Annotated in this window: 10 protein-coding genes; 4 read left to right on the forward strand and 6 right to left on the reverse strand. The window is 67.7% G+C overall.

Features of this window, described 5'->3' with window-relative positions:
• The first annotated feature begins 546 nt into the window (after positions 1-546).
• Positions 547-2,016: a right-handed parallel beta-helix repeat-containing protein gene (locus NQZ70_RS40450; RefSeq protein WP_237244491.1), complete on the forward strand. Its 1,470-nt coding sequence runs from the start codon at positions 547-549 to the stop codon at positions 2,014-2,016.
• A 124-nt stretch (positions 2,017-2,140) separates the two neighbouring features.
• Here the strand turns inward: NQZ70_RS40450 and NQZ70_RS40455 are convergent, their stop codons facing one another.
• Positions 2,141-3,226, reverse strand: a complete 1,086-nt coding sequence (locus tag NQZ70_RS40455; RefSeq protein WP_129578987.1) for an RNA polymerase sigma factor — start codon at positions 3,224-3,226, stop codon at positions 2,141-2,143.
• 242 nt (positions 3,227-3,468) lie between these two features.
• Between NQZ70_RS40455 and NQZ70_RS40460 the strand changes: the two genes are divergently transcribed.
• The 3 genes from NQZ70_RS40460 to NQZ70_RS40470 are packed head-to-tail and all read left to right on the forward strand — an operon-like array spanning position 3,469 to position 7,797.
• Positions 3,469-4,572: a PEGA domain-containing protein gene (locus NQZ70_RS40460; protein WP_408022404.1), complete on the forward strand. Its 1,104-nt coding sequence runs from the start codon at positions 3,469-3,471 to the stop codon at positions 4,570-4,572.
• 20 nt (positions 4,573-4,592) lie between these two features.
• Positions 4,593-6,233: a hypothetical protein gene (locus NQZ70_RS40465; RefSeq protein WP_129578988.1), complete on the forward strand. Its 1,641-nt coding sequence runs from the start codon at positions 4,593-4,595 to the stop codon at positions 6,231-6,233.
• Positions 6,234-6,270: 37 nt separating this feature from the next.
• A complete protein-coding gene (locus NQZ70_RS40470; RefSeq protein ID WP_129578989.1) occupies positions 6,271-7,797 on the forward strand; it encodes a hypothetical protein in 1,527 nt (508 codons plus the stop codon).
• A gap of 42 nt (positions 7,798-7,839) precedes the next feature.
• On the opposite strand, the gene NQZ70_RS40475 is transcribed toward NQZ70_RS40470, so the two are convergent.
• From NQZ70_RS40475 to NQZ70_RS40495, 5 genes are all read right to left on the reverse strand, one after another.
• Entirely contained in the window at positions 7,840-8,940 is a 1,101-nt protein-coding gene (locus NQZ70_RS40475) for a hypothetical protein (RefSeq protein ID WP_129578990.1), read from the reverse strand.
• A 78-nt stretch (positions 8,941-9,018) separates the two neighbouring features.
• Positions 9,019-10,128 (reverse strand): hypothetical protein, encoded by a 1,110-nt coding sequence (locus NQZ70_RS40480; protein ID WP_129578991.1) that lies wholly within the window; start codon positions 10,126-10,128, stop codon positions 9,019-9,021.
• A gap of 100 nt (positions 10,129-10,228) precedes the next feature.
• Complete coding sequence (locus NQZ70_RS40485; RefSeq protein WP_237244492.1) at positions 10,229-10,954, reverse strand: hypothetical protein; 726 nt, start codon at positions 10,952-10,954, stop codon at positions 10,229-10,231.
• A complete protein-coding gene (locus NQZ70_RS40490; protein ID WP_129578992.1) occupies positions 10,951-11,517 on the reverse strand; it encodes a hypothetical protein in 567 nt (188 codons plus the stop codon). Before NQZ70_RS40490 ends, NQZ70_RS40485 begins: the two co-directional genes overlap by 4 nt.
• Before the next feature lie 317 nt (positions 11,518-11,834).
• Complete coding sequence (locus NQZ70_RS40495) at positions 11,835-12,701, reverse strand: hypothetical protein (protein WP_207217610.1); 867 nt, start codon at positions 12,699-12,701, stop codon at positions 11,835-11,837.
• Positions 12,702-12,921: the final 220 nt, after the last annotated feature.

Genomic DNA, 12,921 nt, shown 5'->3' on the forward strand with positions numbered 1-12,921 from the left:
GAATGGTCTGCGCGCCGCGAAGCGCGCGCCGCGGCCCGGGGTGCCGCCTGCGCATGCCAGGGGCATGCGCCCATGCACCGCGGCATCGTCACGGCGCACGGCCGCCGTGCACCGGCTCGTCGGTGCTCTCTGCCGTGATATTGACGATAACCGTACGACCCTCATCAAGGAACCGAAGAACCTATGCGCTTGACGCAGCGGCTTACAACGATCTGCGCAGGAGCCTCGCTCGCGCTCGCCTCCGCCCCAGCCGGGGCGGACCCGCCTCCGGCCGCCTGGGGCTACGACCCTCCCACGGTGGAAAGCACCACGTACGAGGCGATGTGCAGCTACCACGACTACGAGGAGACGCCGTTCACTGGAGATTCTTTCACTGGAATCGGATGCGCTGGTGTTCCTGATATATCGCCGACGTGCGAGGGACCTTTCTGCCCCACGGTCACGTGTTCGCCCTGCGCGGAGCCCAACGAGGCGCCCTCCACATGCGAACAGAAGTGCTGCACTTCGCCTGCCACCCCAACCCCGAAGTGCCCGGGGACCGTGGAGGTGCATGAGAGGAATAACGGCTGCGATGGGGAGGACTGCTGCGAGCCGGGGTCCGTCGACTTCTCGAATGGCGTGGTGAATGTCCTGCCCTACCTGCAGAGGCCGACGGAATGGCCGTTCTCTGCCGACGCCGACGTCGACCATAGCTGCACCGTCGACGACAGCCCGGGCATCGCGACGGCCATCGAATGCGCAGCGTCGCTCTCGACCCCGAGGCGCACCGTATATTTCCCTGCCGGGCGATACGTGGTGCGCACTCCGATCAGACCTCACTACGACGATCTGACCCTCACGGGACCGGAGCTGTCCGCGGACGCCGTCTCTGGCGATCCCGGCACCGCGACCCTGGTGGCGGTCCCCTGCAATCCGGAGCAATTTCCCGGGGTAGTCCAGGTCGACACGGCCCTCAGGGCGGACAATACCATCCCCGAGGTCATCAACGAGGTCTGGATTCGCAATTTCCAGGTCGCGCTCACGGACGGTCCACGGCTGAGGGCCAACAGCGGCATTCACGTCAACAGATGCTCGGACTGCCTGGTGGAGAACATCATCATGCGATACGAGCCCCTCGTGGAAGAGCTGCCTTCCTGCAAGCCGTCCAACCTGGATGGCATCACGTTCGCCTTGGGATCCGGCGGCGCGATCCGCAACGTCATCGTGGACGGCGTACCGAAGGGCGGCATCTACCTGGCGTCGGACGCTGCCGCGCATGGCGCGCCATCGATCGAGGTGGAGAACTGCGAGCTCAAGAACATCAACGGTCCGGTCGGAGCCACCGCGCTCAAGATCATCGCCGCCAACGCGAGCGTGAGGAACTGCGAGATCCACCACAACCAGCTTCATCCCGCCGATGGATCCATCGGGGCGAACGGCGGGCACGGGATACAGATATTCACCCAGGCGCCGCTCAGCCTCCCGGTCGCGGTGCCCGAAGACATCTGGATCGAGGACACCTACTTTCACCACAACGCCGGCTCCGGCGTCGTGCTGGCGAGCGCCACGCCGGGCTACGTTCCGACGGGGATCCGGTTCGATAGGGTCAAGTCCGCTTACAACAAGTACTACGGCGTGAACATCCAGGCGGGCACGGACGTAGAGATGAAGGACGTCTGGTCCTGGGGCAATGGATCTTACGGCATGTACCTGACCGCGAAGTCGACGCTGCCCGCCAGCACGTTCCGCATCGGCGACGTGCTCCTGGAGGACCCGCTCGTCTTCGACAACCACCTCATCTTCGGGTCGGGTCCCAACAACCCGGGGATCAGGATCGAGGCCAGCGACGTCACCGTCCTCGACGGCGATGTCGCGCGTTGTAACATGGCGCGCGTGGAGCAGGGCAAGTCCGTCCAACAGATCTGCTGGAGGGCAGGCCCGGACAATACGCTCTTCTACCCGACGGACAACCTCGTGTCGGGCGTGAGCACGACCGAAACGTCCGATCCAGAGATAGCGGATTGTCCTTATGACTGAGCCGAGCAGTCCACGGGTTCTGCGCGTCATCGAGCCCCGGCGGGCGCTGTGGCACGTATTGAGCCCTTCTTCGATCAGCGCCTGCACATGCCCCTTGCTCGGCGGTCGCTGAACAGCCGGCGATTCAGCGGAGCTGCCTCAGCATCGCCTCGCGCTCCGCGGCGAGCCGACCTCGCGGAAACTCTTGCGCGTGGGCTTCGAGCAGCCGTCGCGCCTCGAGGTCCGCCTCCGCCGTGTCAGCCTCCATGGCCCTTCGGGCCTGGCTGATCAAGCTCCTCTCGCGCGCGCTGATGTTCGGCATCGAGCTCACGGGCCGCGAGGCAACACGGGATGTCGCGAGCGACGGAGCCTGTGTCCCGTTCGGCTCGGCGCCGGCGTGCCCGTCGCCTCGTTCTATCGGGAGCGGCACCATGCCTGTCCCCGGAGGCGCCGCGATGGGCGCCCCAGACCGCCCGTCGCTCGGCTCCTCGGAGCGCGGCACGGAGGCCTGCTCCGTCGGCTCCGCCCAGCGTTCACCGACGGCCCAACGGAGCCACGGCTCCAGGCTCGACGGGGAGGTGAGCGCAGCGACGATGGCGCTCGTGGTCACGAGGGTCGCCCCCTGAACCACGACCCTCAGGCTCCAGCGGCCCAGGCGGCGGATCCGCCCCTCGCGGCGGTAGAGCCCGAGCGGGGCGACGCAGGCGGCGTCTTCCCACCCGCGCGAGCGTTGCTTCGCTCTCAAGCGTTGCGCCGCCGCATCGAGCTGCTCGCGCGCGCGACGGTGCTGCGTCTTGACGGCATCGGGGTGGAGATCCAGCTCCGCGGCGATCTGGACGAGCGGGATGCCCTCCAGGTCGTGCTTGATCAAGATGTCCCGGTACTTCGGGTCGACCTCGCCAATGAGGCGGTGCGTGAGCTCTTCGCGCTGCCGGCAGCGGAGGAGCTCTTCCGGCGTCGGGCACTCGGCTCGGAGCTCGCGCTCCTCGAACGACGTCAGGACCTCTCCGCGCCGGCGCGCATCGCGGACATGGTTGCGCGCCTGATTGCGCGCGATCACGGCGCGGTACGCCGCCGCGTCTCCGCCCGGCTCGAGCCCCTGGTCCGCCTCCAGCCAGCGCAGGAGCGCGTCCTGCGCCACGTCCTCGGCGTTCCGCGCCGGCACACCATGACGCCTCGCGATGCGCCGCAGGAGCTCGAAGCAGCTGGAGATGCCCGATGGCTTGCCCACGCCGGTAGCACACCTGAGCGGCCCCCTCGGAGTCAGCAAAGTGCACGGACGAGCTCACTTTGGTCGGACGATGTAGTACAACGTGCCATCCGATGTTCGATCTCGGTTGCACCATCGCCGCCGGACGGAGCGGGCCGGGGGGGCATTCCGTCATCTGGCCTCGGATTCCCGCTCAGAGGGCGCCGTTGAGGCCTTTTTCGCGCCGGTTGACGCCGAGCGCCGGGTGTCACTACTGTCCTTGCATGCGTTGCCGTGTGCACGTGCTCTCGATGTTGCTGGCCGCCTTCGCGTCAACGGGTTTGGCCAGCGCGGCCGGCGCAGCGGAGTTGCGTCCGTCGCCGGGAGGGAGCGACGTTTCCACGCTCAAGGATCATGTTCGCCGTGCCCGCCGAGCGCGCGACGCGGGGCGGTGGACCGAGGCGTATGCCGCGTACAAGGCGGCTCTCGAGGCGGCCGCTCCGGGGTCTGTCACGGAGCGAGAGCGCGCGGAGCTCGCCGGCGAGCTCGGCCTTTGCGAGCTCGCGCTGCGCAGATACCGTGACGCGGCCGAGCACCTGGCCCTTGGCCTCGAGCAGCGCGAGGCGCTGCCGGTCGCGCTGCAGAAGCGGTTCGAGGCGGGACAGCGCGACGCGGCGCCGCACGTCGCCAAGCTCTATCTCTCCGTCAATCCGCCGGACGCCGAGGTGCTGGTCGATGGCAAGGAGATCGGCCGGACCGCGCGGACCTACACGCTGTTCTTGGAGCCCGGCCAGCACATGGTGCGGGCCCGTGCGCCGGGGCGCGAGGAAGCGTTTCAGTCGTTCGGCGCGGTCGCCAAGACGGAGTACAACATTTCGATGCAGCTCCCGCGCGCGGCGGTGAACAGCGCCAAGGACGCTGCGCCCGCGGCGGCGAAGCCCGCGAGCGCATCGCCCTCTCTGCGCCCGCAGCCTCCCGGGCCGCCGGCGTCGTGGCCGGCGACGCTGCGCATCGCGGGGATCGCCGTCACGACGGCCACCCTGTCCGCGGGCGGCCTTCTCATGATCCGGGCCACCAATCTCGACGGTGACCTGAGCGAACGGCGCGACGGGCTCAACGGCGGTGCGGCGGCGAGCGGGTCCAGGTGCTGGCAAGCGTCGGACCGCCCGGCGTGCGCTGACCTGCTCCGCCTCCGAGACGAGCGCAACCTGTCCGCGGGCGTGGGCGTGGGCATGCTCATCGCCGGGGGCGTGATCGGGGCAGCGACCGCCGCGTCGTTCTTCACGGACTTCTCCTTCCTGGGGCTCGCGCCGGCTCGGGATCGGATCCACGCGTCGCCGGTGGCGACCGGGCGAGAGCTCGGCGTGAGGATCGAGGGACTGTGGTGAGGACTTCGGGGGCCGAGACGATGCGTTCCAAGAAAGGCCGGCGCGCGGCGAGGTCCGCCGTCGCGGTCGCGATCTGGGCGTGCGGCGCGAGCACGCTGGCAGGGTGCCCGTACTCCGACCCTTGCTGGGAGGTGGAGGCGTGCGCGCCCGATCCGGAGCCGCCGCCCGGGCCGTGCGAGGGAGCGCCTGAGACGGCGCCGGCGCTCGATGAATGCGGGGTGTTCGTGAGCGAGGGCGGCGACGACGACAACCCCGGCACGAAGGGCGCGCCGGTGAGGACGTTGCAGCACGCCATCGGGCTGGCCGCGCGCGGGCGAGGCAACGGCGAGGCGCCGACCCGGCGCGTGTACGCGTGCGGCGGGGCGTTCGAGGAGGCGATCGCGCTGCCCTCGGGGGTCGACCTCTGGGGCGGGCGTCTGTGTGCCGGAGGCGAGTGGTCCTACGGAGGGCCGCTCGACGGGCAGAACGCGTTGACCGTCATCGCGCCGCCCGTGGGGATCCCGGTGCGGGTCCTCGGGGGGGACGACGCCGTCATCGCGGGGGATGATGCGGTGTCCGTGATCTTCGGCGTGCGCGCTGTGGCGGCCGACGCCTCGGCGAGCGACGGCAAGTCGTCGATCGCGATGATCCTGGAGCATGGGGCAAGGGCGATCGTGCAGTCGAGCGTGATCCTCGCCGGCGACGGCAAGGATGGAGAGCCGGGCGAGGACGCGCCGAGCTTCCGCGCGAGCTCCGGCGTTGTGGGGAACAACGGCGCGGACGCCTGCACCGCGGACGTGGCGCCGGGCGCCCATCCGGTCGTAACGGTGTGCGGCGACGGCATCGAGTCGACGGGTGGCCAGGGGGGCGATGGAGGCCTCGAGGCGGGCCGCGATGGAGCTTCAGGGCTGCCGGAACCGGCCGGGAATCCGCCCAACCTCGGCCGGGGCGGCTCCGGCGCGGTCAGCATGCCGTGCAAGCCGGGGGAGAACGGAGCAGTCGGCGCCGATGCGGAGCGCGCTGCCGGAGCGGTTGGCGCTGGCCGCCTGGGCCTCGACGGATGGGTTGGTGTCCGCGGTAAAGATGGGGAAAAGGGCGGTGTCGGCCAGGGCGGTGGCGGAGGTGGCGGCGGCAAAGGGCGCGACCCCACCAGGAACGCGTGTCCGACAGGTCGGCCCCACGCCGGTGCGGCCGGCGGATCGGGGGGAAGTGGCGGCTGCGGTGGCAAGGGGGGCCAGGGGGGCGGCTACGGCGGCGCCAGCATCGCGATCGTGGCCCTGCAGGGCAGCGACCTCACGGTGGCGGCCAGCACGGTCCTCGGGTCCAAGGGCGGCGATGGCGGAGTCGGCGGAACGGGCCAGTGGGGAGGCTTTGGCGTTGCCGGCGGCCTCGGGGGCAACGGATTTCTGACGGACACGTCGCCAGGATGCCGCGGCGGCTTTGGCGGCGACGGCGGTCGCGGCGGCGACGCTGGCGGCGGTCTCGGGGGCCACTCGCTCGGCATCGGCTCCGTGGGCGCCTCCGTGGCCATCCTGCAGGATGCGACGGTCTCGCCGGGCCACGCCGGCAACGGGGGGCTCGGCGCCAATGCATCCCCGGAGAGTAAGCTCGGCCAAGGGGAAGGCGGGATTGCGCTGTTCTGGTACCGGTTCGATGCGCCGGCCACGGAACCGCCTCGATGATCCGCCCTGCGCTCGCGGCACCCATCAGGAGACGCCCATGAGAAAGAGCACCGCGACGACCTTGGTCCTTCTGCTGTCCTCGTGGGCCACGGGCTGCGGAACTGCGCCCAGCGCGAACGACCCTGGCGCGACGCCTTGCGAAGGCACCTCGTGCGAGGACGAGCCGCCCCCGGAGTCGGTCTGCGTCGAGCACGTCGCCGCCGACATCCTCGACGACGGCTGCGGCGTGTTCGTCGCCGGGAACGTCGGTGGCGGCGACGACAGGAACCCCGGCACGAAGGCGAACCCGGTGTACACCATCGAACGCGCCGTCGAGCTCGCGCGCGCTGGACGAGGGCGCGTGTTCCTCTGCAACGAGGGATTCATCGTGAATCAGATCAGGCTCCCCTCCGGCGTGGATCTCCGCGGGGGCTTCAACTGCTGGGACTGGGTGCGCGACGCCCTGCTCCCGCGGACCCTGTTGAACCACAGGGCGGTCCTCGGCCCCGAGGTGATCGTCGAGCCCGCGGGCCCCGAGGACAGCGGGGCCGTGGACGGGGTGTCGACGCTCGCCGACCTCTACATCCCATCATGGGGACCGGTCGGCGTGCTCGTTCAGTCCAACACGGAGGTGGAAATCCTCCGGAGCGAGATCTCCGCCAGTGGAGGAGTGCAAGGCAACGCTGGCGAGAGGTGGCCATACAAGCAGCCGGACGGGCCGGATGGCATGTTCGGTGGAGACGCGTGCTCGTCGGCCGCCGTCGCCGGCGGGCCTGCGGCCGTGAACCAATGCGAGAGCGGGCTCGCGAGCGTCGGCGGCAAGGGAGGGAACGGGCTACCCGACGGCGCCGAGGATGGACGCGACGGGGAGCCCGCCTATGCTTCGCCCTCGAGCGGCGGCCTCGGGGAGCGGGAGAACGTCAGTTGCTCCAAGGGATTCGCTGGGGGCGCGGGGGCTCCGGGAACACAGGGCGCACCGGGCAAGGGCATCGGGCGCCTCACCGAGACAGGATGGGAGGGCGACACCGGGGGCGAGGGGACCTGGGGCACGCCGGGACAGGGCGGCGGCGGCGGCGGCGGTCGCCGGGGCGGGCTCGCCCGGTGCGGCGCGGCCTCGAAGGGAGGCCCAGGAGGAGGCTCGGGCGGAGCCGGCGGTTGCGGGGGCCGAGGAGGCCGCGGGGGAGCGAACGGACAGCCGTCCATCGGCGTCCTCGTGCTTCGCGCCCGGCTGACCGTGCGCGACACAAAGATCACGGCGGACTTCGGCGGCCACGGCGGCAACGGCGGTGAACCCCAGGACGGCGGCCGAGGCGGTCGAGGCGCACCGGGCGGAACGCTGAGAGATGAACTCGCCGCCTGTTCCGGCGGCGAGGGCGGCCAAGGAGGACCCGGCGGCTACGGCGGCCCGGGGCGCGGCGGCGACTCGATCGGCATCGCCTATCTCGACGAGGACCAGCTCACGCTCGAGGGCGTCACCATCGAGACCGGACGGCCAGGCAAGGGCGGGACCAGCTGGAACTACGATGGCAGCACGACGGTGGGAGAGAGCGGCGAGGCCCACGAGACGCTTCGCTTTCCCGAATAGCCGCGGTCACGCCCGGGAGGACGGCGCAGATCTCGGCGACGGCTACGAGGAGGCTCCGGGATCTGCGTCCACGAGCCAGCCATCCAGGAAGCTCGAGGCCCAGGCGACCATGGCTGAGGGCGGCGCGCCCTTACCGTCCCACGAAGCGACCAGCGCTTCGAGCTCGCGCGTGGCGGCTTCGAGCTCGCGCTTCGCAGCGATGCCGCGGGCAGTCTTCGGTGGCTCAAGGAGCACGCGAATCTTCGCCAGCGCCTTTACCATTTCCTCTTTGTGCAGGACTCCATCCGTCCGCACCACGCAGTAACAAGCGCCGCTCTGCAGCTCTGGCATCAGGGTCCACAAGAGGTCATAGAGCGCCCCAAGCACGGTGAGCACCGCGACCAGCGGCTCCGTCAGGTTGCTCGCTTCAAGTTCGACGCCGGGTGCCGGTTCGTCAGACGGCGATGGCTCCACCCACCTGTGATGGTCCGCGAACAGGCAATCGTAGAGTCTAACCTCCCCGGGGAGACGCAAGCCTGCGATCACATCCGGCACGAGCACGGTCCCGATCTCCGGAGGCATGCGTTCGCAACCGAAGGTCGCTTCGATGTCGCCGGAAATCCACTTCGCGCACGGCTGCTCCTCGGGCAACAATTCGAAAGTGGCGTATTCCCTCCTGACGACGGTGAACCTCTGGCGATCGTCTGGACGTGCGACGAACCTCGGATCGAACGGGCTGAGCGAGACAACGAAACGTGTTCCTCGAAACGCGACCACGAACAAGTCCCTTGTTTGCCTCACGATATCGACCGTGCGCGAGCTATGGACGATGTAGTAAGGAACCAGAAAGCTTACATGAAACCACAGCGTTCGCCCCGTAGACTCCGGCATGTCGATCGAAAAAGAGTAACAGGCATCGCAGCCGCCGGCGGGGAGATGCAGCGAATGGTCCATGAACCTACCAGGGAATCCATCTCGGATGCGACGCCGCATCGAGCGCCATCGGTCGCTCTTCGACGCCTGGATCCGCGCGCGCACGAGCCGGTCGTGCTCTTCCGTACCCATGCAGAGCTGATCGTCGATGTCACCATCCTCGGTGATCCCAACCCCACGAGGATAATAACGATAGACGATGTCGAGCAGCTCGTCGATATTGTGGTTCATAGATTCAAAATCCTGGAGCCGGTGTGCGTGTGCTGTCATCCAATAGCGGGCACTGCAACAAACGGACGGCGGCGCGGATCAACGCGACCGCGACGGGGAGGCTTTGGGCTCCGAGTCCACGAGCCAACTCTCCAGGAAGCTGGAGGCCCAAGCGACCATGGAGACTGGCAGATCGCCTTCACCATCCCACCCATCGACCAGCGCTTCGAGCTCGCGGATGGCAGCTTCGAGCTCACGCTTGGAAGCGATGCCGCGGGGGGTCTTCGGCGGATCCATGAGCGCCCGGATCTCTGCAAGCACGCTCAGCACTTCCTCTTTACGCAGGACCCCATCTGTTGTCACCCCCCCGAAAAAGGCGCCCTGCGCGTCTGGCATCAAGCTCCACAAGATCTTGTAGAGCGCTGCCAATACCTTGAGGACTGCGGCCAATCGTCCTGTCAGGTTTCTCGCATCGACCTCTACGCCAGGTGTCCGCACTTCACATGGCGAAGGGGGCACCCATTCGTGACCGGCCGTAAACAGGAAATCGTAGAGTCTAGCCTCGCCGAGAGCCCGTGGGTTCACCGCCACATCCGGCACGAGCACCATGCCGACCTCCTGCGGCATGCGTTCACAACCGAAGGTCGCTTCGATGGCGCGAAAAATCCACTCCGCGTACGGAAGTTCGTCGGCCGACAGCTCGAAATCGATATACGACTCATCAAACGTGACGCTCTTTAGCCTTTCATCATCCGCATTTGACACGAGCTCCAGATCACGCGGACTTCGCGAAACGAAGAAATTCACGCCACCAAGGACAACTCTAAATTTTTCAGGCTGCCTCACAAACTGGACCCGATGCCAACCATAAACAAAATAGTAAGGAACCAGGAAGCCAATGTGAAACCACAGCGTCCGGCCGCCAGTCGCATCTGGCAGAGAAACCGAAAATCGGTAGCAAGCGTCCAAGGACCCCGTAGGCAGGTGAAATGAATCATTCGTAACAATGACAGAAGGGAATCGTTCTTCGATCCGACGCAGCAAGGCAGGCCAACGTTCGTCCGCCGCCGCCCGCCGCCGCGCGGCCACCAGACGGACGTACTCCTCGGTTTCCTTGTATCGACGAATGTCGGCTTGTTCGACAACATCAATCCCACGCGGGTAATACCTGTAGACGACGTCCAGCAGCTCTCTAATACTGTGCTTCATAGCCGTACCGCCTCCACCTTGAGTTCGGGCACGAATGTTTTCCTCCTTCTCCGTCCCACCTCATAATTGACCTCGGGGCGTCCGGGGAAGCAGGGTAGGATCAATTCATAAGCCTGGCACCGAGGCCCTTGTAATCCACACCTTTCTGAAACCGTGTGCGCATCTCACCCTTGAATCTATCGCAGAATACACCAGGCGGAAGATCGGTGAGCCCTTCTTCATAAAACTTTGCAGCTATCTGATTCACCATATCGGAACTGATGAGCGCTGCCCTCTCCGCCGAGATATCCCCCCAAGCCGCAGATCGCAATGGCATGCCGATGTGAACCGTGCACGCGTCGACGCCTCGGCCATTTCGTCTGAACACCAACCCCGTCGTCGCCTCCTGCCAACCGCCCGCCACGGTACCGTCGTAGGCTATGAACGTAACGAACTGAAACATCGACGGTTCGAACACCGAGACGTTGCAACCCATCTGCGGAGTGCCGCTCTGCTGGCAGGGATCCGGCGGGCTCGTCGGGCTAGCTGTCGGCCTCTCCGAGCTGTCGCTCGGGCTTTCCTCTTCGTCTTCGTCGTCGTCCTCCGTCTTGTTGCACTGAATCTTTTCCTTCCTGCCACCCTGCGGGCCCTCCGGCGGCTCCGCCCCGAAGTCCCCCGACGCGACGGAGGTGATGACGGGAACGGGCGGCCCGACGGGTCCACCGGCACCTCCGCCCTTTTCCCACTCCTCGCGGGGATAGCAGTCCCCTACCGTCCAGTTGCACGCCGATAGCACCCAGACGGCGACAACCGCAATCACCAGCAAACATCTTTTGTTCATGCTCATTTCACGCTCCACCGAAGCACGGGACCGGCAACGACAAGCACCGACAAATGACCTGGAAGCACAAGACTGCTCCCGCCGACCCAATCCACATTTGCGCTCACCGACACGCCGAGCGGTCCGGCAACGTACGCGCTGGTTTGCGCGTGACCGCCCACGGCCATCCCTGCGACGCGCCCACACAGGTCGTTGCCGCACGCTGGCATGAAATAGATCGCAGCCGATGGCCCCGCGCTGAAATCGCCGTCCGCCCAGGCATATCCGATGGCGACGGAGGTGTGATTGTAAACGCCGGCCCCACCGATCTGGATCGGGGGCACGACGCTGCACTGGTCGTGAACCTTGAAGAGGACTTCCCTCGTGATGCGCCACGAGATCCCCGCATGCGGCCCGACCGCGAGGCGCGACGCTGTGCCGGCCTGGAGCCACCCGAGGCTCACACCGGCGGTCAGCTCGGACGCTTCTCCTTGCGTCGGTACGACGACGAGCGGGGGGACGACCAGGACCGCCCATGGGATCCGCCGGCCTGCCGTCCTCATCGTCTCCGTCCCCATCTTCCGAAACACGCGAGCAACGTGGCGACGCGGGCCATTCTTCGGATGGCAGGATTCGGCGTCAAACGGAATCTAGGCGATAACACCACCACGAACGTGGGTCGTACCGTCCAGAGCGTGCGCCGTCGCGCACCGGCCTGCGAGGCGCGAGCGCTTGTCGGCCTCCTGGCAGCGGTATGACCTCCGCAGCATCGAGCAGGGCAGCTGGTTCTTGGAAGGCGCTCGCCGCCGAGGCAGGCGGCGGCGAGCTCCCGAGGCGGGCGGCGGAGACCCGCCCGCCCCGGTGAGCTATCAGGCGAGATGAACCGTGACCTCAGGTCGCGAGCCGTTCACGGCGACGCTTCCTCGGGCTCCTCGTCGACGTCTTCCTCCTCGTCGGCCTCTTCCTCTTCGCCGGCCTCCTCCTCGGCCTCCTCCGCCGCGCCCTTGACGACCCGCGACTGGAGCTTCGGAGTCACATCCTCGAAGGCATCACCGTGGAAGTAGTATCCGATCTTCCGCAGATCCGCGTGGCGCCGGACCAGCAGCGTCCAGAGCCGGTCGCGCATCGCCTCGGCCTCGCCGCGCTGCTTCGCGGCGGGCCGGCGGGCGCCGTCGGGCGTGAGGTTGTCGAGAAGCCACTCGCTCGCTTCCCGCAGCAGCTCGAACTCCTCCCGGCTGAAGGGGTGTTTCCCGCGGAGCGCGTCCGCGTGCTCCTCATACAGGTGGGCCAGCGCCATGCCGTCGCTGGCCATGTCGTACTTGCCGCTGCCGGCGCGGATCTCCGCCACGACGTCCCCGGGCAGGAGACCTCGCCTGGCGAGGGTCTCGGCGAGCGAGAGCATCGGCTCCCGCAGCTCGGCCACGATCCTGAGCTTCGCCTCGATCTCGCGGCTGCTGGCCGGCCTGGCCGTCACGAGGGTCGACGCGAACACGAGCGCCCGGCCGAGATCCGGCAGCGCGAGCACGTCATCGAGCGGCAGCTCCGGCAGGGCCCTGCGGATCCGCGCCGGATCAACGCACGCCGCCTCGACGCCCCGCTTCACGTTGGCGAAGGCGATCCGCACGTCGGCGCGGCAGAGCTCGACCTCCCGGTCCGGAAGCGCGAGGGCCGCCGGGGCGAAGCGCTTGTAGCAAGCGCGGTAGGAGTGCTTCCCCATGGGAGGCGACGCAGGCGCCTTCCCCGTGTCTTTGTTGTTGGTCTTGGCTTTGGCCATTCTGAGGGTGTACCCGCAGCCGAGCGCGGCCGTGAAGCTCGGAGCCGGATCGCCACCGCCAGGAGCAAGAAAGGAACGCGCGCGTCCTCGGCAGGAAGCCTCGGCACCGCTCGGACCAGGCGCGCAGGTTCGCCGGCCCCCCTGGCTGTGAACTTCCGAGCGCACGTAGTGTCACTCCGGATGCTCTCCTGTAAACGTCCGGGCACACGTAGTGTCACTA

The organism is Sorangium sp. So ce836 (assembly GCF_028553905.1).
Taxonomy (GTDB): Bacteria; Myxococcota_A; Polyangia; order Polyangiales; family Polyangiaceae; genus Sorangium; species Sorangium cellulosum_D.